Annotated in this window: 24 protein-coding genes; 9 read left to right on the plus strand and 15 right to left on the minus strand. The window is 51.8% G+C overall.

Translation table 11 applies throughout. The features are described 5' to 3' along the window. Positions 1 to 11: 11 nt before the first annotated feature. From ABIC79_RS18820 to ABIC79_RS18850, 7 genes are all read right to left on the minus strand, one after another. The gene (locus ABIC79_RS18820) at positions 12 to 236 is read right to left on the minus strand and encodes a TraR/DksA family transcriptional regulator (protein ID WP_354568143.1); all 225 of its coding nucleotides are present in this window, start codon (positions 234 to 236) and stop codon (positions 12 to 14) included. After that, positions 229 to 570, minus strand: a complete 342-nt coding sequence (locus ABIC79_RS18825) for a DUF5405 family protein (protein ID WP_336369399.1) — start codon at positions 568 to 570, stop codon at positions 229 to 231. Before ABIC79_RS18825 ends, ABIC79_RS18820 begins: the two co-directional genes overlap by 8 nt. Beyond that, entirely contained in the window at positions 570 to 848 is a 279-nt protein-coding gene (locus ABIC79_RS18830; protein WP_489389136.1) for a DUF2732 family protein, read from the minus strand. The genes ABIC79_RS18825 and ABIC79_RS18830 overlap by 1 nt, the downstream gene beginning before the upstream one ends. A 67-nt stretch (positions 849 to 915) precedes the next feature. After that, positions 916 to 1,218 (minus strand): phage replication protein B, encoded by a 303-nt coding sequence (gene repB, locus ABIC79_RS18835; protein ID WP_354568145.1) that lies wholly within the window; start codon positions 1,216 to 1,218, stop codon positions 916 to 918. Positions 1,219 to 1,225: 7 nt separating this feature from the next. Next, the gene (locus tag ABIC79_RS18840; protein WP_354568245.1) at positions 1,226 to 1,396 is read right to left on the minus strand and encodes a phage filamentation protein Fil family protein; all 171 of its coding nucleotides are present in this window, start codon (positions 1,394 to 1,396) and stop codon (positions 1,226 to 1,228) included. A gap of 2 nt (positions 1,397 to 1,398) precedes the next feature. Continuing rightward, positions 1,399 to 1,905, minus strand: a complete 507-nt coding sequence (locus ABIC79_RS18845) for a phage regulatory CII family protein (RefSeq protein WP_354568147.1) — start codon at positions 1,903 to 1,905, stop codon at positions 1,399 to 1,401. A 30-nt stretch (positions 1,906 to 1,935) separates the two neighbouring features. After that, positions 1,936 to 2,196, minus strand: coding sequence for a hypothetical protein (locus ABIC79_RS18850; RefSeq protein ID WP_489389365.1), 261 nt, complete (start codon positions 2,194 to 2,196; stop codon positions 1,936 to 1,938). 131 nt (positions 2,197 to 2,327) lie between these two features. Between ABIC79_RS18850 and ABIC79_RS18855 the strand changes: the two genes are divergently transcribed. From ABIC79_RS18855 to ABIC79_RS18890, 8 genes are all read left to right on the plus strand, one after another. Next, the gene (locus tag ABIC79_RS18855) at positions 2,328 to 2,918 is read left to right on the plus strand and encodes a phage repressor protein CI (RefSeq protein ID WP_354568151.1); all 591 of its coding nucleotides are present in this window, start codon (positions 2,328 to 2,330) and stop codon (positions 2,916 to 2,918) included. Next, a complete protein-coding gene (locus ABIC79_RS18860; protein WP_354568153.1) occupies positions 2,918 to 3,916 on the plus strand; it encodes a phage integrase in 999 nt (332 codons plus the stop codon). The genes ABIC79_RS18855 and ABIC79_RS18860 overlap by 1 nt, the downstream gene beginning before the upstream one ends. Before the next feature lie 198 nt (positions 3,917 to 4,114). Continuing rightward, positions 4,115 to 5,257, plus strand: coding sequence for a hypothetical protein (locus ABIC79_RS18865; protein ID WP_354568155.1), 1,143 nt, complete (start codon positions 4,115 to 4,117; stop codon positions 5,255 to 5,257). A gap of 56 nt (positions 5,258 to 5,313) precedes the next feature. After that, positions 5,314 to 6,288 carry a hypothetical protein gene (locus ABIC79_RS18870; RefSeq protein WP_354568157.1) on the plus strand — a complete coding sequence of 325 codons (975 nt, stop codon included), beginning with the start codon at positions 5,314 to 5,316 and terminating at the stop codon, positions 6,286 to 6,288. Positions 6,289 to 6,678: 390 nt separating this feature from the next. Then, the gene (gene fepB, locus ABIC79_RS18875; RefSeq protein ID WP_013573887.1) at positions 6,679 to 7,647 is read left to right on the plus strand and encodes a Fe2+-enterobactin ABC transporter substrate-binding protein; all 969 of its coding nucleotides are present in this window, start codon (positions 6,679 to 6,681) and stop codon (positions 7,645 to 7,647) included. Then, on the plus strand, positions 7,647 to 8,648 hold the full coding sequence (gene fepD, locus ABIC79_RS18880; protein WP_013573886.1) for a Fe(3+)-siderophore ABC transporter permease: 1,002 nt from the start codon (positions 7,647 to 7,649) through the stop codon (positions 8,646 to 8,648). The genes fepB and fepD overlap by 1 nt, the downstream gene beginning before the upstream one ends. Before the next feature lie 2 nt (positions 8,649 to 8,650). Then, the gene (gene fepG / locus ABIC79_RS18885; RefSeq protein WP_013573885.1) at positions 8,651 to 9,679 is read left to right on the plus strand and encodes an iron-enterobactin ABC transporter permease; all 1,029 of its coding nucleotides are present in this window, start codon (positions 8,651 to 8,653) and stop codon (positions 9,677 to 9,679) included. Beyond that, complete coding sequence (locus tag ABIC79_RS18890; protein ID WP_354568160.1) at positions 9,676 to 10,473, plus strand: ATP-binding cassette domain-containing protein; 798 nt, start codon at positions 9,676 to 9,678, stop codon at positions 10,471 to 10,473. The genes fepG and ABIC79_RS18890 overlap by 4 nt, the downstream gene beginning before the upstream one ends. Here the strand turns inward: ABIC79_RS18890 and fes are convergent. Next, entirely contained in the window at positions 10,447 to 11,790 is a 1,344-nt protein-coding gene (gene fes / locus ABIC79_RS18895) for an enterochelin esterase (protein ID WP_013573883.1), read from the minus strand. The genes ABIC79_RS18890 and fes overlap by 27 nt on opposite strands. A 225-nt stretch (positions 11,791 to 12,015) precedes the next feature. Here fes and ABIC79_RS18900 point away from each other — a divergent pair, with 225 nt between their 5' ends. After that, a complete protein-coding gene (locus tag ABIC79_RS18900; RefSeq protein WP_014411583.1) occupies positions 12,016 to 14,286 on the plus strand; it encodes a TonB-dependent siderophore receptor in 2,271 nt (756 codons plus the stop codon). A gap of 69 nt (positions 14,287 to 14,355) precedes the next feature. Here the strand turns inward: ABIC79_RS18900 and gdhA are convergent, their stop codons facing one another. From gdhA to ABIC79_RS18935, 7 genes are all read right to left on the minus strand, one after another. Further along, positions 14,356 to 15,699: an NADP-specific glutamate dehydrogenase gene (gene gdhA / locus ABIC79_RS18905; protein ID WP_013573881.1), complete on the minus strand. Its 1,344-nt coding sequence runs from the start codon at positions 15,697 to 15,699 to the stop codon at positions 14,356 to 14,358. A gap of 112 nt (positions 15,700 to 15,811) precedes the next feature. Then, a complete protein-coding gene (locus tag ABIC79_RS18910) occupies positions 15,812 to 16,297 on the minus strand; it encodes a methylated-DNA--[protein]-cysteine S-methyltransferase (protein ID WP_013573880.1) in 486 nt (161 codons plus the stop codon). 63 nt (positions 16,298 to 16,360) lie between these two features. Beyond that, positions 16,361 to 17,059, minus strand: a complete 699-nt coding sequence (locus ABIC79_RS18915) for an acid phosphatase (RefSeq protein WP_013573879.1) — start codon at positions 17,057 to 17,059, stop codon at positions 16,361 to 16,363. A gap of 70 nt (positions 17,060 to 17,129) precedes the next feature. Beyond that, on the minus strand, positions 17,130 to 17,567 hold the full coding sequence (locus ABIC79_RS18920) for a DUF2000 domain-containing protein (protein WP_112152062.1): 438 nt from the start codon (positions 17,565 to 17,567) through the stop codon (positions 17,130 to 17,132). A gap of 51 nt (positions 17,568 to 17,618) precedes the next feature. After that, entirely contained in the window at positions 17,619 to 18,458 is an 840-nt protein-coding gene (locus tag ABIC79_RS18925) for an AraC family transcriptional regulator (RefSeq protein ID WP_112152061.1), read from the minus strand. A 151-nt stretch (positions 18,459 to 18,609) separates the two neighbouring features. Further along, positions 18,610 to 19,506 carry a maltose operon protein MalM gene (gene malM / locus ABIC79_RS18930; RefSeq protein WP_095923603.1) on the minus strand — a complete coding sequence of 299 codons (897 nt, stop codon included), beginning with the start codon at positions 19,504 to 19,506 and terminating at the stop codon, positions 18,610 to 18,612. Positions 19,507 to 19,736: 230 nt separating this feature from the next. Further along, a complete protein-coding gene (locus ABIC79_RS18935; protein ID WP_014411581.1) occupies positions 19,737 to 21,035 on the minus strand; it encodes a maltoporin in 1,299 nt (432 codons plus the stop codon). Between the last annotated feature and the right edge of the window lie 22 nt (positions 21,036 to 21,057).

Below are 21,057 nucleotides of genomic sequence, written 5' to 3' on the forward strand. Positions count from 1 at the left end.
AGACAAACCAATCATTGGTTGCCTCGGTAGTGTTTGGCGTTGAGTTCTGCCAGTTCTTTGCAATACACGCACAGTTCAACACCTGGCAGAGCTGCGCGGCGTTCTTCGGGAATTGGGCGATCACAATCAAGGCAGAACATTGCAGATACGCCTGCAACAGGGGCGCGTGCTGCTTGGATTTGGGCGGACAGAATTAAGTCAGCGCGTTCTTGGGCGCTGTCGATGACATCAGCCATTTGCCACCTCCAACTGTTGAATTTTTACCAGGGCAGCAAATACCAGATCAGCAGCGCGATTGTACTCAGCCCGCATTTTGATAGAGCTGGTGATACGCCTTGCCCGAATAGCACGGTTAACAGAACGATTGATAAACTCGGCGGCAAGACTGAATTTCAACTGGTGCACATCCAATGTGGAGCAATACTGTTTATTGGTTTCCTTATCCGTCTTAATTTCAGCAAGGATAAGATCACCGTTCTTTTTCGGGATGATGGTATACGCCAGATCGATATCAATGCGCTTTGCCATGGCTTCTGCCATTTCTGGTGTGGCTTCTTCGTGCTTCATCATTAGTGAAGGTCTCCCGATTCGTTTTGAATGCGGGTAGCTTCCTGACGTAAAGCCTCGGCTGCCTCAGTGCCGGTCATTTCTTTCTGAATGATGAAGCAGGCGATAACTTCCAAACGTGCGGCAAACACCTGCGCACGATTCCCGCGTTCTTCATTACGCGCAGCATTAAGCATTAAGGTCAGCTCACCGGTGTAATCACCCTCAGCCGAACCCATATCGAAACCAACAACCGGCAAACCTGCAAAACCGTGTTGGGCTTTATTAATCATTTCTTTCATTTATAAAATTCCTGTTTTTGGGCAAAAGAATGCCCGGCGGGTTTACGCCTATTAATTTGAATTCGGTTTAGTGTTTAATATTTATTCTGCAATCGTCTTCACTGATAAATTTCGGCAGGGTCTCAGTTAATCCCAGTAAAGAATTTAGCGCCGCAACCACTTGATGCCTTTCGGTAGGCGTTAATTCAGCAAACTTCATTTCAACATGACGGCTTTTAAGGCCAGCATGAAAGCAGATTGTTTTGCGCATATGCAGCGGCTGACTATCAAATGTTTCCTGCGCTACATTCTTTTTGTGTTCCAACATCTCTTTAATTTTAGAAAGATGCTTTTTGCCTATTTGAATATGTTGCTCATTTCCTAAAAACATAAACACCTCAACTAAACAGGCGCTTTAAAAGCGGCTTTGAATTTCTCACCGCCTGCGGCGCAGTGGCTTTTGACAGTGAAGGACTCCAGCGCTTTCCGCCTGGCAGTTCAATCCAACCATGGCCGAAGTGGCGTGAAGGGCTTTGCTGTTTTAACAAGGGAGCAATTGAGATCACCATATTCATACCATCCCGTTTGTGGCAACGCTTGCGACAGCACCAACAACGGAGGCCAGAGCGGGTGAAGCTTCTAAGCGCCCCTGCATCGCTAAACCGATCAGCGAAAGATGGCGAATGCCTGCATTAACACTTTCGATAATTGAGTTTTTTACCTGACGTGTCTGCCGCTCCGGTGATGCAGCACCCGCAGCAACTGAACCCAAGGCAGCAGTGGCGTGAAGTGTGTAGGTAGCAATATTCTCCTCAGCCAGCTCATTTACCGGAACGGCAGGCATACATTTCATTTGTGCCAGTAATCCATCGATCAGAGTTGCGTCTTCGGTGGCATCAGTGATCACTGCAATTTCAATGGCAGTGAGCTGATGCACCTGATCGGGATTCAGCTTGTTGCGTAGGGTCTGTTCTTTCATTCCAATGGTGCGGGCAAGTTTTGACAGGTTGTGGCGCACAGCGAAAGCACGACACGCATTATCGAAAAATGGCTGGTTGGAAACCTGAAAATCAAACATGTTTACCTCTCAAAATTCACATAATGTGAATTAAGCGCCAATTATGATTTGAAAGCGTGAATGACCAAGATTCTTTTTGGCTTCCATTTCTTTGTAACGAGCGTAAAGAATTCTGATTGGACCACCTGCACGCTTGTTACCTTTCTTGATAGTGCGCGGTTCTATGGGAATGCGAGGATTTTCGCCGGTTGTCTGACGATATACGGTACGAACAGAAACACCCTCAAGAGCTGCAAACTCCTCTGGGTGTACCGTTGCACGGGGGATCTTGATTGTAATGAGTGTACTCATCATGCATTATTCCTATTTAGTTAAATAAACACCTTTGATGGTCAACGTTTGCCAACTTAAGCCACCAAAGACAACTCACTAACGAGGAAGATACTCAACAAACGAGTATTGGTCAACATGGAAACTCACAAATGAAGATAAGAGACTACACATTTGAGCCATTATCTATATTAGATCGAGTATGTGATGCTTACGGCTTTCACCAAAAAATCCAGCTAGCTCAGCACTTTGGTATTTCCTCAAGCTCCCTTTCCAATCGCTATACCCGTGGGACTCTCTCTTACGATTTCGTTGCTGTTTGTTCCATGGAAACGGGGGCAAACCTCAAATGGTTGTTAACTGGTGAAGGGCAAAAGTTCACCGATACACTCACTGAAGGTGAAACCAAAAATTCACAATTAGTGCTTAAAAAATTCACTCTTAGTGATGGGCAGTTAATTGAAGAAGGAGAAATGAGTATTGACCATCACTTCTTTACTAAGCCTCCGCTACAGGCTCAAGTGGTTACTTCAGATGGCCGAACTTATTTTATAGAACAAAAGACGCCCTTTTCTGACGGTACTTGGTTAATTGACGTAGACGGCTCAGTAAGCATTCGGGAACTGGCTCTTTTGCCATCACGAAAGCTACACGTTACCGGCGGCAAGATTCCGTTTGAATGCGGTTTTGACGAGATCACTCCGCTCGGCAGAGTTGTAGGGATTTATACAGAGGTTAACTGATGGCGATCAGAAAACAGGCTGATGGATGGTGGTTATGCGAGCTTTATCCGAACGGAGCAAAGGGTAAACGTATACGAAAAAAATTTGCTACTAAAGGCGAAGCGATAGCGTTTGAACAGCACACCATCACCAAACCCTGGCAAGAAGAAAAGGATGATGACCGCACGTTGCTGGATCTGATAAAAGCCTGGTATTCAGCTCACGGCATAACCTTAAAAGATGGCGAACGGCGTCAGGATGCCATGACTCACGCTTATGAATGCATGGGGCAACCTTTAGCCAGGGAATTTGATGCCCAAATGTTCTCACGCTATCGCGAAAAACGCCTTTCGGGTGACTACGCGCGGTCTAACAGAGTAAAAAAAGTAGCTCCGCGGACCCTCAATCTTGAGTTGGCATATTTTAGGGCTGTCTTTAATGAACTTGCTCGCCTGGGCGAATGGAAAGGTGATAACCCGATTAAGAATGTTCGCCCATTCCGGACAGAAGAAAGCGAAATGGCTTTTCTTACAAAAGAACAAATCAGAAATCTATTAGAAGAGTGCGCGCGGGAAAATAATAATGACCTCGTTTGCATTGTTAAATTATGCCTATCAACCGGTGCTCGCTGGTCTGAGGCAGAAGAACTTAATAAGAGCCAGATCACCAAGTACAAAGTCACTTATACGAAGACTAAAGGCCGAAAAAATAGAACTATCCCAATCAGTGAAGAGCTGCATAATTCTTTGCCTGAAGTAAAAAAGGGCCGACTGTTCAAAACTTGCTATGGTGCGTTCCGCTCTGCCCTTGAACGCACTGATATCGAATTACCTGCAGGCCAACTAACACATGTTCTGCGGCACACTTTCGCGTCTCATTTTATGATGAATGGGGGAAACATTTTGGTGTTGCAAAGAGTGCTTGGTCACACTGATATCAAAATGACTATGCGATATTCTCATTTTGCACCGGAACATCTTGAAGAAGCACTGAGGCTCAACCCTTTAACTAAAGACTGAACCGTCATAGCTCTTAAGTTACGCAGAAACCTAGGAAACGTTATCTCTTGATTATGAACGTGTTGTGCATTTTTAGTTATCACAAATGATTTAGCAGTTTTGGTAGCTCCCTTAGCAATTCAGAGCATCAGCAGATTCTTTAACTAGGCTTGTCTTCCTGCTAGGATTAATCAGAACATTTACTCATGGGATAGGGATATGAAAAAAAGTTTAGTAGCAAGCTTAGTGGCAATGGCATTGTTAACAGGATGTGGTCCAAAAGAGCTGACTCCAGAGCAAAAACAGCAAATTTTGAGCCTGAAATCCGAATTATCTCAGACTGAAGGCGAAATATCGGAAGCAAAGGAAGTTGATAGACAATTCTCAGGGGGACTGATTAAGAACTTGAATACAGTAAGACTTGAAGTATTGGGAACTAATAAGGCTCTGCTAGAGCAACGCATAAATGCTATTGAATCGGGAGCAAAAATTGAAGTTACCGTTACCGGTACTCCACCTGATCCTAAGCTTGCCGATTCAATAAAAAACGAAATTGATAACCTGAATGCACAAATTGATGAAGCCAAAGCCGAGGCAAGTCAATACAGCGGCGGTTTAATTCAAGCATTAAAATTGTCTACAGTTGCGACTCAAGAGCAAAGCATGGCAATGTTGCAACAGAAATATTTAATAGCAAAATATGGACTTGCAGATATAAAAATTAAAACAGAATCACAAAATATAGAAAAAAATAACTCTGAGCCCGAATCAACAGCCAAAAATGCTCCTGCACAGCCCCCATTACTTCCACCAGCAGAAGGCCCCTTCGGTTTAGAAGCGGGGCTATCACAAAAAAATATCGAAGATATGATCGGTACGAAATTAAAACCGCTTGAAGATAGCGTAAATCTTTATACGTCTGACAAACTACCTAAACCAAATGCAGATTTTGTAGTTTATGGTTTGCTAATATCACCAAAGGTTGGGTTGTGTGAAATTAGAGCTGTAGGAAAGAATATCAATACTGACAGCTATGGCCTTGCCCTAAAAGCAAAATTTGAAGACTTAACTAACTCATTAACATCACTCTATGGCAAAGCTGAGACAACTGATTTTCTTCTATCTGGGTCTATCTGGAAAGAGCCTCAAGATTGGATGATGGGATTGGCTAAAAAGGAACGATTTTTATCTGCAGTCTGGAAAGACTCAAAAGAGGAACATTTAAAAAACAACATCAACACTATATTCATCGAAACAAGAGCAAATACCTCTGCGCAGGGATATACCTACCTTCAATATTCATTTAATAACATTGATGTTTGTAGAGAAGAGATTGAGGGAGCAAAAAAAAGCTCACTCTGAAATAATTATACTCCCGGCCTCTAATCAAGGGGGCGGGACATTTTGCGGAGAATCACATGCGTGATGATGCTGTGTCTTTTGGTTTGCCTGAGGGTGAGACTGGGAACATTCTTGCAATGATTAATTTTGGCGAGTCAATGGAGATATTCACCGAAAACTCTACTTTTAAAATGTTGAGCCCAGATACATTAGACCCACAAAGAAATCATCATGAGATGCCTTGGGTCTATACGAAGACTTCAGATTTTGGTGCATCCAATCCATTAGTTGCCAACACTGTATTACTTGCCAATGATTTCCTGAGGCAAATATTTTCTGAACAAGACCCTAAACGTATAGATATCATTAACAAGGTAAGTGACATCAGAAATGTTTTATTGGAGTGTTTGATTTATTTACAGTCTTACTCAAATGAACTTGATAAAGAAATCCAAAAATTCGAAAGAAACAAGCATATAATGAATGGAAAATCTCATGCATATTTTCCGCAGGTTAAAAATATTGATGGTTTCACAACAGGTTTCTTGATTGCAGCGAAAAGATGTATCCAAGAAACGTCAGTAATGGTTAATATGTTTATCCCTTTAAAAACAAAACATGGGCGCATAGATTTTTTGTTAAAAGAAATCGAGTCAGAACATGCGGACGCTAAAGAATTGATCGAAGTTCTTCGTGAAAAATTACCAATGTGCTATCATATTTTTTCACTAAGAAATGCCCAGGAACATGCTTCGACCACAGAAAACCCATTATTAATTACTAACTTTAACATTGAGAATGGTAATGAATTGCTACCTCCAAAATGGGGCATAAAGGGAAGTGCTTCTAATATTATTCATCTTGAAGCAAATATCATACTTCAATTTTTAATTACTTTTTTTGAAGAAGTATTTCTTACTTGTGTAATTAATATACTACCGAAATTTCCAGTACATAATATAACTTTTAATGAAAGTCCTGATGAAAAAATGCCCATACGTTATAGCCTTTATCTTTCATTACCGGATGGATTACATGACATGAATCACTGAGTTTGGGGACAACAAGAATAAGTCTGCTCTTTACTCTTTGAAGGTTAGATAAAAGTGGCGATAAAGTGGCGATATAGATGGAGGAATCGGGCAATTCCTGGCAAAAAATGTCAATCCATGTCATTGTTTTAAAATATAAATTATTGATTTCCCTACTTGAATGTTGATACTCATAATCGCTTGGTCGCTGGTTCAAGTCCAGCAAGGGCCACCAGATTTTAGTTTGAGATTCAAACGATTAAGCCACTTCATACGGAGTGGCTTTTTTGTTGCGTGAATACCTGTCTTCCCCTGACTTTTCCACGGATTGAACCTCTCTCGTCATTGACCCCATACGCCCTGCATATAATAATGATAACCATTAACATTAAAGAATCAGGAATGGATCCAATGACAAGGGCTGGTTTTCGCCGTTTTTCAGGGATGGTTGCGCTGTTGTTATCGCTGCTTGTCGCCACGCAGGCTTTCGCAGAAGGCTGGCCACGGCAAGTTATGACCTCAAAGGGAAGCATCACATTACAACAGCCGCCGCAGCGGATTGTCTCCACCAGCGTCACCGTCACCGGCACATTGCTGGCGATTAATGCGCCGGTTATCGCCAGCGGAGCGACTGCGCCCAATAATCGGGTTTCCGATGCTCAGGGCTTTTTCCGCCAGTGGGGCGATGTCGCGAAACAACGCGGTGTGCAGCGGCTTTATATCGGCGAACCGAATGCTGAAGCCATTGCCGGACAGGCACCGGATCTCATCATTATTGCCGCCACAGGCGGGGATTCCGCACTGAAACTCTATGATCAGCTGTCGGCCATTGCGCCGGTCATGGTGGTCAATTACGACGATAAAAGCTGGCAGGAACTCGCCACCGAATTAGGCCGGGCGACGGGTAAAGAAACCGATGCCGCCAAGGTTATCGCGCAGTTTTCAGCCCGTGAAGACAGTCTGAAAAAAGCGATACATTTGCCACCGCAGCCGGTGTCCGCGCTGGTTTATGGATCAGATGGCAAAAGCGCCAATCTGTGGACGCCCGCGTCACCGCAAGGTCAGTTGCTCCGGCAGTTAGGATTCAGCCTCGCGCCGGTTCCGCTGAATTTAGCCGCCAGTTACAGTCAGGGCAAACGCCATGACATCATCCAGCTTGCCGGTGAGAAAATGCCGGAGGCGATGAACGGCCAGACGCTGCTGTTATTTTCCGCCAGTCAGCCTGATGCACAACGGCTGCTGACCAATCCTTTTCTGGCGAAGTTACCTGCCGTGCAGGCCGGGCGCGTGTATGCCATGGGTGACGACACGTTCAGACTCGATTATTACAGCGCCAGCAACATGCTGAATCAGCTTGAAAAACTGTTCGTAACTCACTGATGTCCCGCTCAATAAAAAATCTCACAGCGCTGTTGGTTGCCTTGTTTTTGCTCTGCCTGATGATGGCGCTGAGTCTGGTGCTGGGCGAGAAATCGCTTGCGTCCGGCACCGTGATGTCAGCGCTTAACGGCCAGTGCACTGGGGCGGACTGCGTGATTGTCACCGATGCCCGTGTGCCGCGCACGCTGGCCGGTTTGCTGGCAGGGATGGCGCTCGGATTATCCGGTGCGCTGATGCAAATCCTCACCCGCAATCCGCTGGCTGATCCCGGTATTCTTGGCGTTAATGCGGGTGCGGCTTTCGCGGTGGTTATCGGTATCTCCTTTTTTGGCGCAACGGATGTCAGCCACTATTTGTGGTTCGCGTTTGCCGGTGCCTTACTGGCAACATTGCTGGTCGCCATGATCGGCGCGCTGGGACGCGGAAAGCTGGATCCGGTACGCTTAACTCTGGCGGGCGTCGCGCTCGGCGCTGTGCTGGAAGGCATGTCTTCGGGGATTTCCCTGCTCAACCCGACCGTCTACGATCAGTTGCGATTCTGGCAGGCTGGCTCGCTGGATATCCGCAATATTACCGTGATTAAAACCATCACACCGCCGGTGACTTTTGCGGTTGCCCTGAGCTTACTGATGGCCCGTTCCCTGAATAATCTGACGATGGGCAACGAACTGGCGACGGCGCTCGGCACCAAAATCGCGACCACGCAGTTGCTGGGATTACTGGCGATTACGTTGTTGTGCGGCAGCGCCACAGCGGCTGTCGGCCCCATCGCCTTTGTCGGCCTGATGGTGCCGCATATGGCGCGCTGGATCTGTCGTGCGGATCCGCGCTGGATGCTGCCGTGGACGCTGGTGTTAACCCCGACGCTGTTGCTGGCAGCCGATATCGCCGGGCGTTTTCTGGTTACCGGAGAATTGCGGGTTTCCGTGGTGGTCGCCTTTATCGGCGCGCCGGTGCTTATTTTCCTGGTACGCCGTCCCGGTGGATTACACAGAGGTTAACCATGAGCCAGACTCTTACAGAACCTCGCCCGCTGAAAAAACCTTTGCTGCTGTCGCGCCCCTTTCTGACCGCCTGCGGACTGGTGTTATGCCTGATCCTGCTGGCGGTTTACGCGCTGGGTAGCGGAACACTGGCACTGACGCCGTCGCAGGTTGTCAGCGCCCTGCTCGGCGACGGGCCGAAAAACCTGAGCATTATTGTCACGCAATGGCGTCTGCCGCGCGTGGTGATGGCGATGATTCTCGGTGCCGCACTCGGCATCAGCGGCGCGATTTTTCAGTCGCTGCTGCGCAATCCATTGGGAAGTCCGGACGTTATCGGTTTTAACACCGGCGCGTATACCGGCGTTCTGCTGATTATCGTGTTGTTCAATGGCGCTGCGGGCGACCTTCTCCCCGGCGCGATGGCAGGCGGCGTCGTGACCGCATTGGTGGTATACGCCCTGGCATGGCGTCAGGGCATCGAAACGTTCCGCCTGATTATCGTCGGTATCGGCGTACGGGCGCTGCTGATTGCGGTCAATACCTGGCTGATTATTCACGCCTCGCTGGAATCGGCGCTGACGGCTGGCTTGTGGAATGCTGGTTCGCTCAATGGCATCACATGGGAGAAAAGCCTGCCGGCGACCGGGATGATTATCGTCGCCTGCATGCTGGCGCGTTGCTTATCCGCTCCGATGCGGTTGCTCGAAATGGGCGATGATGCCGCCTGTGCGCTGGGCGTACCGGTGGCGCGTTCACGTTTATTGCTGATGCTGGCGGGCGTGGCGTTGACCGCCGCGGCCACCGCGCTGGCCGGGCCAATTTCCTTTATTGCGCTGGTGTCACCGCAAATTTCGCGTCGTCTTTGCGCCAGCCAGCAGCACGCTTTATTTTTCGCGGCGCTGACCGGTGCGCTGCTGTTGCTCGCCGCCGATGTCACTGCACAACGGCTGTTCACGCCCTATCAGTTACCCGTGGGCGTGCTGACCGTCAGTCTGGGCGGCATTTATCTGATTGGGTTGCTGATCCGGGAGTCGCGACGCTCATGAATACTGAACACTCTTCCCCTTTGTACGCGAAAGATCTCACGCTGGGCTACGATAAAAAAATCGTCGCCCGCGAACTCTCCGTCTCTATCCCTCAGGGAAAACTCACCGTGATTATCGGGCCGAATGCCTGCGGTAAATCCACACTATTGCGCACGCTCAGCCGCCTGATGCCGCCGCAATCCGGCACGGTATTTCTGGACGGCAAACTGATCGGTGATTACGGCACCAGAGACGTCGCGAAACGTCTGGGTTTACTGCCGCAAAGTTCAACGGCGCCGGGCGATATCAGTGTGGCGGATCTGGTGGCCCGCGGGCGTTACCCGCATCAGAGCCTGTTCAGCCGCTGGACAGCGCAAGATACGCTGGCGGTGAACGACGCCATGCACGCGACGGGAGTATTCGAACTGGCGGAAAGCACGGTGAATTCACTTTCCGGCGGACAGCGCCAGCGGGTGTGGATAGCCATGGTGCTGGCGCAACAAACGCCGTTGTTATTGCTGGATGAACCGACAACCTGGCTGGATATCGCGCATCAGATTGATTTGATGGAACTGATGTGTCGCCTGAATCAGGAAAACGGCCGCACGCTGGTGGTGGTGTTGCACGACCTGAATCAGGCATGTCGTTACGCCGGGCATCTGATTGCCATGCGCGATGGAAAAATACTGGCTGAGGGCGCACGGGCAGACATCGTCACACCGGCACTGATCGAACAGGTTTTCGGGCTACGCTGCGCCATTATCGACTGTCCGGTTTCGCATACACCGTTAATTATCCCGCTGGGTAACGGTTGAATCTCCGGTGCTCCATGGCTCTTCGTTCCACAGGTATTGAAGGCCATCGGCTAATCCGCCGCGCCAGCTCAGCGCATCGTGACCGGCATCGACCACGCGATAACGCACGCTGTTTTTGGTGCCGCTCAGCAGTTCATCCATCTGATTATTCACCTGATAAATCAGTCGCTCATTGCTGCCCGCTTCCATGAAAATTTTCAGATGGCTGGCAGCCCCCAGCCCGTTACTCACCGCACGCAGTAACAAATCCGCCTCGTCAGGATTTTCATCCTGCTGCGATTTATTACGTCGCGGCCACCAGAAAGAACCGGACTGACTGAGTACCAGACCGAAGCGCTGCGGCCAGTGCAAACCGGCGTACAACGCTGACAGCCCGCCAAAGCTCTGCCCCGCCACCACTGTTTTGTTCGCATCGCTGCTGTGCGGTGCGAGCGTCGCCACGGCGGGCAATAACTCCTCCTGAACGGCCAGCCAGAAATCTGCATTACAGGTCAGTTCGCGGCTGCGGGTCTGTGTATCGATCACATCAATCAGCACGTAGACGGCCTGCGGCAATGTGCCTTCCTGCGTCAGTTGCATCAGCGGCTGCCAGACCGGCATCTGCTGCGCCCAGAACTGGCCGTCGAGCAACAGCGCCAGCGGGCGCGATGCCGGATCCTGGCTTTCGCCGGTAGTGTAGATCCAGACCTTGCGCCGGTTGCCCAGACGCGCACTGTTCCACTGATAGGTTTGCAGTTTTGCCGGTTTCTGTGGCAACGCGGCACCGTGGAGATCAAACTCCCGCCAGGCAGGCTGCGGCAATGCGTCGGGCATATGCAAAGGCGACAGCGCGTGAGATTTCGCCCCCGGCCACGGCTGATTCGGATTCAGCGGGTCATAAATCGCATGGGCGAACATATCTTTCCACCATTCCCGCGCAGCCAGCATGGCGGTATAGGCATCGGGATCCTGCGGGAACTCTCTGCCGGGCCTGGTGCGCGGGATCAGGCTGTAACTGCCGCGCCAGCCGGAGCGCAGCGTAATACTCAGCGACCAGACATCGGTTCCCGCAAGTCTTTGCAGGCTTTGCGGCGGTAAAGACTGATGGTGATCGGTGATGCCGTTGATGTTGATCCACACCCGCTGGAAATCCGATGTCGCCTCACTGCCCTGCGGATCCCGCCAGAAGAACGTTACGTTGCATACATCATCGTTCAGCCGTTCGATCAAGGGTGAACCCTGCGCTTTAATGTCTTTCCACCATTCGGCACTTCCCGCCTGAGAGCTTGCTAACATCGCCTGCGCGGTGGGTTTTTCCGGAAACTGCGATTTCATCATGTTTACGCTTTACAGTCTTTTGGCAGTGAGAGAAGGCATAATTTGCAGAATAATTGACCTGCTTCCTGCAAATTATGAATGGGAATCGTATTGATAATTGTTTGCATTTGCAATAGTGTGTTACCGCCCGTAAACGGGACGATAAAAATACACACACAACAGGCCATCCTCCTGTTCACTAAATCTGTTTTGCAGGAACGGATGGATTTCAGGGCAGAATCCACTATGAAAAGCAGGCTACCACACTATTCTCTGGCAACCTTAATCGGGCTGGGATCAGCACTTTCTTTGCCCGTCAGCGCGGCAGAAAGCACCACAACCCGCACAACAGACGCCAGCCAGAACACCGCAGAAACACAGGAAGACACCAGCGACACACTGGTTGTCACCGCCGCACAGCAAAACCTTCAGGCTCCCGGCGTTTCCACCATCACTTCTGATGAAATCCAAAAACGCCCTCCGGCACGCGACATCAACGAACTTATCCGCACCATGCCCGGCGTAAACCTGACCGGCAACTCTACCAGCGGCCAGCGCGGTAATAACCGCCAGATCGACATCCGGGGTATGGGCCCGGAAAATACCTTAATCCTGATCGACGGTAAGCCGGTGAACAGCCGCAACTCAGTGCGTCAGGGCTGGCGCGGTGAGCGTGATACCCGCGGCGACACAAGCTGGGTTCCGCCCGATATGATCGAGCGCATCGAAGTGATCCGCGGCCCGGCGGCGGCGCGTTACGGTAACGGCGCGGCGGGTGGCGTGGTGAACATCATCACTAAAAAAGACACTCAGGAGTGGCACGGTTCCTGGAATACCTATCTGAACGCACCACAACATAAGGACGAAGGCTCGACCAAACGTACCGATTTCAGCCTCTCCGGCCCGCTCAACGATCAGTTCAGTTTCCGCCTGTTCGGTGGCTACAGCAAAACGCAGGCTGACGCGCAATATATCAACGAGGGTCATCAGTCTGAGCGTACCGGCACCTATGCCGACACCGTTCCGGCAGGTCGCGAAGGCGTGATCGATAAGAATATCGACGCCCTGTTGCACTGGGATTTTGCCCGTATGCAGTCGCTGGAATTTGAAGTGTCCAACAGCCGTCAGGGCAACCTGTACGCAGGCGACACGCAGAACACCAACACCAGTGATTTGGTGAAAAGCATGTACGGTGAAGAGACTAACCGCATTTACCGCCAGTCCTACTCGGTGACCTACAAAGGCGCGTGGGATAACGGTGTGACCACCAACAACTACGTGCAGTACGAAAAAACCCGTAACTCGCGCATGGATGAAGGGCTGGCGGGCGGTACCGAAGGCATCTTCTCTGACGAAGACTTCAACACCATCGCACTGGGCGACATTCTGGCGCACAGCGAAGTCAGTATTCCGTTTGAACTGGGCGTGCCGCAAACCGCGACGTTCGGCACGGAATGGAACCAGCAGAAGATGAAAGATCCGTCTTCCAACACGCAGGCTATGCTCGGCGGCGCGATTGCCGGTACCGACAGCACCAACCGCAGCCCCTATTCTCAGGCAGAGATTTTCTCGCTGTTTGCCGAAGATAATATTGAGCTGACCGACAGCACCATGCTGGTGCCGGGTCTGCGTTTCGACCATCACTCCATTGTCGGCAATAACTGGAGCCCGTCGCTGAACCTGTCTCAGGAACTGGGCGACGATTTCACCCTGAAAATGGGTATCGCCCGCGCCTATAAAGCGCCGAGCCTGTATCAGACCAACCCGAACTACGTGCTGTACAGTAAAGGCCAGGGTTGTGCGGCCAGCGGCGGCGGTTGTTATCTGGTGGGGAATAAAGATCTGGATGCGGAAACCAGCGTTAACAAAGAGATCGGACTGGAATTCCACCGCAACGGTTATCAGGCGGGCGTGACCTATTTCCGCAACGATTATCGCAACAAAATCGAATCCGGTTATCTGCCAACCGGCACGTCCTCCACCGGCACAACTGATGTATATAAATGGGAAAACGTGCCGAAAGCCGTGGTTCAGGGGCTGGAGGGCACGCTGAATATTCCGGTCAGCAGCACCGTTTCCTGGAATAACAACGGCACGTACATGATTGAAAGTAAAAACAAAGAGACCGGCGATTATCTGTCGATCATCCCGGAATTTACCATCAACTCCACGCTGAGCTGGCAGGCGACGGAAGATCTCTCTCTGCAATCTACCCTGACCTGGTATGGCCGTCAGAAGCCGAAGAAATACAACTACAAAGGTGAAGCCGTCACCGGCAGTGAGAAGAATGAAGTCAGCCCGTATTCAGTGGTCGGCATGAGCGGCACCTACACCGCGACCAAAAATGTCAGCGTCACGGCGGGTATTGATAACGTCTTCGACAAACGCCAGTTCCGTGCGGGTAATGCCCAGACCGTGGGTAATGCCACCACCGGCGCCTATATGTACGGCGCAGGCGCGGCAACCTACAACGAGCCGGGCCGCACGTTCTATATGAGCCTGAATACGCACTTCTGAGTATGTTGCCCACATAAAAAAAGCCACCTGCAAAGGTGGCTTTGTTGTGTCTGAAACCTGACTTTGGGCTTACAGCACGCCCTGCGCCAGCATGGCATCAGCGACTTTGACGAAGCCGGCGATATTTGCGCCACGGACATACTGCGTCTGCTGGCTTTTGCCGCCGTATTCGACACACGACTGGTGAATATCCAGCATGATGTGACGCAAACGCGCATCCACTTCTTCGGCTTTCCAGCTCAGACGCGCAGCGTTCTGCGCCATCTCCAGCCCTGACGTTGCCACGCCACCGGCGTTCGCCGCTTTGCCCGGTGCGAACAACACGCCCGCGTCGGTGAACAAATCCGTCGCTTCAATCGTGGTTGGCATATTCGCGCCTTCGGCTACCGCTTTCACGCCATTGGCGATCAGCACGCGTGCCGCATCCGCATCCAGTTCATTTTGCGTGGCGCAAGGCAGCGCGATATCCACCGGCACGTTCCAAGGCTGCTGCCCTTCAAGATACGTCAGCCCGAGTTTTTGCGCGTAATCCGCCACGCGACCATCGCGGCTGGCTTTGATTTCGGTCAGCAGCGCCAGTTTCTCAGGAGTAAAGCCTGCTTCATCGACGACAGTACCGTTAGAATCTGACGCCGTAATCACCCGTGCGCCCAGTGACATGGCTTTTTCAATTGCATATTGTGCGACGTTACCGGAACCAGACACCGCCACGCGCATACCTTCGAAATCCAGGCCATGGCGTTTAAGCATCGATTCAGTGAAATAGATCAGGCCATAACCTGTGGCTTCCGGGCGGATCAGGCTGCCGCCGAACGACAACCCTTTGCCGGTGAACACGCTGGCAGTGTTGTTGGAGAGTTTTTTCATCATCCCCGCCATATAGCCGACTTCACGCCCGCCGACGCCGATATCCCCCGCAGGCACATCAGTATCCGGGCCGAGATGACGGTAAAGTTCCAGCATCAGCGCCTGACAGAAACGCATGATCTCGCCTTCGCTTTTGCCTTTCGGATTGAAATCACTGCCGCCCTTTCCGCCGCCCATTGGCAACGTGGTCAGGGCATTTTTAAAGGTCTGCTCAAAACCAAGGAATTTGAGAATCGATAAATTGACCGACGGATGGAAACGCATGCCGCCTTTATACGGGCCAATCGCCGAGCTGAACTGTACACGCCAGCCACGGTTCACCTGCACCTGATTTTTGTCATCCACCCACGCGATACGGAACTGAATGACACGTTCCGGCTCCACCAGACGTTCGAGTAAAGCAGAACGGCGGTATTGCGGATTTTGTTCGAGGAAAGGCCATAGCGTGGTCATAACTTCACGTACGGCCTGGGAGAATTCGACCTGATGCGGGTCGCGTTGCTGAACTGAGGATAAGAACTGTTCGAGGGATTGAATCTGATCCATTAAGGTAAAACTCCGTTTGTAAGTGATGTTGTCTTTTTTATTTACTGCTTATTTTTTGACTATGCATCGACTGACAAGCGGACATCAAGCAATTTATTTCCCAATAAAAACCCTAAGATTTACGACCTTCCAGCTTCAGTAACAACAACTTGTTGTCCAGCCCGCCAGCAAAGCCGGTTAATTTCCCGGAAGCACCAATCACCCGGTGACACGGCGCCACGATAGAAATCGGGTTGCGGCCATTGGCCGCGCCCACGGCACGAACCGCTTTCGGGCGACCGATACGACGGGCGATCTCGCCGTAGCTGCGCGTTTCACCAAACGGAATTTCCAGCAACGCCGCCCAGACTTCTTTCTGGAATTCGGTGCCGGTGAAATCGAGTTCCAGCTCAAAACGGGTACGCTTACCGGCAAAATATTCGTTCAGCTGTTGTTCGGTTTTCAGCAAGATCGGAAACGACGGGTCTTCAATCATATCGCCCAACGGCACGCGCCCGTCGATTTCACATTCCCACAAAATAGCGGTCAGCTTATCGCCTTTCGCCGCCAGTGTGAGTAACCCGACTGGCGATGCCATCCGCTTGAATCTGTTTTCCATCAGTCCCTTCCTCTGCAAGTTTTACGCCCCACACTTTACCGGAAAGGCAGGAACTGACGAAAATTATTTCAGGCCCAACTGTGCGCGAAGTTCCGCTTTCGCCGCGTCGAATTCGGTTTTGAAATCTGGCTGTTCTTCCATTTTTTGCGCGATCAGTGCAGCACCGGTGCGACTCATCACGGTATCAGAACGGTAATGGAAACCTGCTACCAGACGGTTTTCGGCGTAACCGGCCGCCCGGGTGAACAGCGCGTTGCGTTTTTCCGGCACCATTTCGCCCAGCACCGTCGCCATCAGATAGCCGATAGTAGAATGACCGGAAGGCCATGAGCCGGATTTGGATTTTTTCAGCAGCGGATGAATTTGTTCATCGAGCATATAAGGACGCGGGCGGTTAAAGGCTTTCTTGGCGTGATCGTCCACCACGTCTTCGGTCGCCACAATACGATCAAACAGCGCAGCGGTTTTCGGCAGTTTCGCAGCATCAAAGTCCGGCCCCATCACATCGGCAAAACGCCAGACGTTTTCTTCAGCATCAGCAATCGCCGCTTTTTCCTGCTCCGGCGTACGGGTGGCCTGAATTTCCAGCAATTCTTTCAGTTCCGCTTTGGTCTGCGCCGAATCATCCGCCGGTGGCGCGGGCAGATATTTCGTCAGATCCAGTTCCTGGCTGGTGATAAAGGGTTTGGCTTCGTCAGCCGCCTGAACGACAAAAGTGGAACCGAGGGTGAAAAGCAGCAGAGCAACGAGGGACTTACGCACGGGAAAACTCCTGATATTAGTTTGAATATCAGGAGAGTAGAGAACAAGTGTGACGCTTAAATGACAAACATCAGCCGAGCAAACCGAGTTTTCCGGTCAGCTTGCGCACCACTTTCTTTTTACCCGCCAGCGCAATGCCCAGCAGTTGCAGGTTGTCCGTCGGCACAACAGACACCGCTTCGCGAAACGCGGCGTAATCCGTGGTTTGCTGTCCTTCGACCGGAAAAATAATTCCGTCCATTTCGTCATCATGAAGCAGGTGCTGATGAAGGTGCGTGAGCTGTTCGCTGTCGGCAACCAGCACGCTGATGCCAATCGGGATCAGCCCCGGATGCACGCGGTTATCAGCGTCAATCAGCGGCTCGCCCACCAGCGACGGATGGCGTTGCCCGAGCGTCAGGGCCAGAACGGCGGCGGCATTGGCGGCATGTCCGGCGGCAAGTTGCTGGTTGATGACAATCACGCAGCGTTCCGGTGACGAAGGCAGAATGGTTGCAGGCGTATTCATGATGGCAGGCTCCGGTTCAGTTGAAACATGAGCTTAACCCGTCACTTTTTCTCAATCTGGAAGATTTGTGCACAGACGCCGGTAATGTGCTGGCGTGAGCTGATAGGCGCGGCGGAACCAGCGCCCGAGATGGCTCTGATCAGCAAAACCTAAATCAGCCGCCACGTCAGCCGGTGTGCGCCCGAGCGCCAGCCCTTCACGGGCGCGGGTCAGTTTCAGCTGAATAAGATAGGCGTGCGGCGGCAATCCGAATTCAGCTTTAAACGCACGGCTGACCACAAAGCGGCTTTCGCCGGTCGCCGCTGCCAGTTGTTCGAGGCCGATGTCTTCGTGCAAGTGGGCATGCAGATATTCCCGCGCCTGATGCGCCAACCGCGACCAGGGCGCATGCCCCTGAAGTCGCGGCGGCTGCCAGGTGAGATGGCCGCCCAGTGCACAGAGCAAGCCGTCGAGCGCGGTCTGGCGGACAATGCGCAGGTCTTTGCCGTGCAGCGCCTGAAAAGCCCGTGACGTCGCCTGCGCCAGTTGCGGATCCTGCGCTAAGGTATTTTCGAAACTCGGATCACCGGCCGGAGAAAGGGAATCGCGCCGTGCCGCCAGCTCGCGGCTCAGCCATTGCGGATCGAGATACAGCATGTGATAGGTAAAACCGCCGGGCTGCACCGCATCGCCGTCATGGATTTCGCCCGGTTCGAGCATAAAGACTTTGCCCGGCAGGCTTTGATGTTTCTGGCGGCGACAACTGAACTGCTGCAAACCGTACTGAGTGACACCGACCAGATAACTGTCATGCCAGTGGGGATCGTAAGCATGGCCTTCGAAATGGGCGTGGATCGTCTCGATCCCGCTGTCTTTATCTTTCGATAAATCGACCCAGTTTGCAGACGCCATACATCCCCCGCTGAATGAATTAACAACAGGGTAACAAATAGGCGGAGTGAATAAAACTCGGTGGGTTTAAAACCCCCTCCCGGCCTCCCCCTTCGCAGGGGGAGGAGCTGAAAAAACTGCCAGCTTTTTCTCGGGGGAGGCGCTGAAAAACTTAGTGCTTCACGCTTTCAATAAAGGTTTTACGGGCGGTTTTGGAACCCAGACGTTCGGCTTCGTCCAGCAATTTCAGGGCTTTATCGACGTCCCCTGCTTTCACTGCTTTCTTAATCGCATCGTTAAAGTAGGTTTCTGAATCGCTGAGCATTGGCTCGCTCGGTTTAGCCGGAGCCGCCGCAGGTGCAGGCGCTTGTGTGCTGCCGACCACCACGGGTGCAGCGGCTGCCGGTGCGGAAGACGGGAAGATCTGACCAATCATCACGTTACCGGTTTTCTGCTCGGCAGTGACTTTCAGACTCAGTGTGCCGGTCGGGGTATGACGGGCAATCGGATCCGGGATATCCGGCACCGCGTTACCCACGCCAGCGGCGAAGGCTTTCGCCGGGTTCACCATCTGCGTGGTCTCAGCTAAGTCCTGACGGGTGGTGTACACCAGCAGATAAATTTGTTTCTGACCCAGTGCCGGCGTCAGTTTCAGTGTGCCTTCCAGACGATCGCTCGAGACGATACCTGGTTTCTGATACGGGAAATAGCTGGAAGGGTAAAACGCAGCCGGACGCATCTGCTCATCCAGCACCAGAACATTTGGCGCATACACGGTTTTACCGGTCGCGATACTGGTCAGCGTAATTTCAAGCGAACCCCGGTCAGCAGGTAAAGCGAAAGCCCCGACGGCGCCCTGAATCTCACCCTGATTGATTTCAACACTGGACGTCCCCAGCGTTACATCCTGCGTCACTGGCGGAACCAGCGGCGTCCATGAAAGGTTGCGTAAGGTCTGGCTGGAAATAGCCGGTGCAGTATTCGCATCATTTTGCGCAGCGTTCACCACCGCAGGGGCAGCAGCCAACAGGCTCAGCGACAGACACAGTGACAGCAGATTCTTTTTCATTATTGTTTCCTTTGAAATCACCATGAAGGCTGGCGGTCATCAGCGATAATCCGCCAGCCAGCACATCTTCTTTACTGCGTTTTTTTAAAGCTTACATTGCCATTTTTCCAAACTCTTTCGGGTTGCCGGAAGGCGGCAAGCGTCCAAGTCCCCGGGAGCGTAGACAACTACGTGACCGGGGCGAGGACGCGCAGCCAACGCATCGGCAGCGCGAAGGAGGAAGGAAAAAATTACCACCAGATTTCCATTTGGGCGCCGAAGGTTATTTCGTCGTCATTACCACGGCTGTATGTGGTCGTGCTGGTGTCGTTCATCGCTAAGCCATTGTTTGCGCCGCTGTCAGTGTCGTAGCCCCATTTTTCATCCCAGTTCGCATAAGTGGCAAACACGCGGATGGCCGGACGTGACCAGATGCTGTCGCCCGCCTGCCATTGTTGCGCCAGGGTGACTTTGTACTGGCCGTTTTTGTCGCCGGTACGCTGGGATTTCACGTTGTCGTAACCGACTTCCAGCAAGGTGCTCATGATCGGGGTCCATTTGTACATCGGACGGACACCGACGGTGTACCAGGTGGTGCCGTTGTTGTTATCGCGGTCAACGTCCTGATACATCGCCACGTACATCAGGCTCCAGGTGTCGTTGAAGTCGATAGCACCGTGGTCGAGCACACGCACCATGCTGCCGTTGTTGTTGATGGCGGCACCATTCGAGTGGCCGTTCGCCGCGCCCTGACCCGGATCCGTCATGGAATCTGCGGCATATTGCAGCACGAATTTGTTATAGCCGTTGTAAATACTTTGCGTATGTTCCGCAGTGACCAGGAAGCCGTCTTTGGTCGCATCGTCAGCCAGTGAATAACCATCACGCGCGTTAGCACGACCGTAATCCACCCCTAACTCCAGCACACCGCCCGGGTTAGTTTGCAGGCCTGCCAGACGCACGTCGAACACGTCGTTGGAGGTAGGCACTTCATTACGCTGGTCAGCGATATAACCGTATGAACCGCCGCTTTCGGTGTTACGGGTGGCAGCCAGAGACAGTTTACCGAAGCCCAGATCGATATCTTCCAGACCCGCACCAGGACCTGAAATATCCCAGTAGTAGAAGTCGATCATGTGAACGTCATGACGTTGGTAGAAACGCTTACCGGCCCACATAGTCGAACCCGGCAGCCATTCGATCAGGTTCTTACCCTTCACGTTTGCTTCGCGGAAAGCCGGATCGGTTGACTCCCAGTCGTTCTGTTGAGAAACGGAATACGCCACGTTGGTGTCGAAGTAGAAGCTCTTATCCCCTTCTTTCCACACTTCCTGACCCAGTTTCAACTCTGCATACGTCTCACATTCGTTACCGAGACGGTATTTGCTGTCTGCACCTGTCGCTTTGAAACATTGCTGCTCGCCGCCGCTGCCGGTCCAGCCAATACCCGAACGGGCATAACCTGTGAAATCCACCGCCATTGCTTGTGTAGAAAGGATGCCAGCAGCCACTGCCAGCGCCAGGGAAGAACTACGCATTGTGATCATCATTTTCTCCTGTAGGGGATCGCGT

Source organism: Rahnella sp. 2050, assembly GCF_040544515.1.
Lineage (GTDB): Bacteria > Pseudomonadota > Gammaproteobacteria > Enterobacterales > Enterobacteriaceae > Rahnella > Rahnella aceris.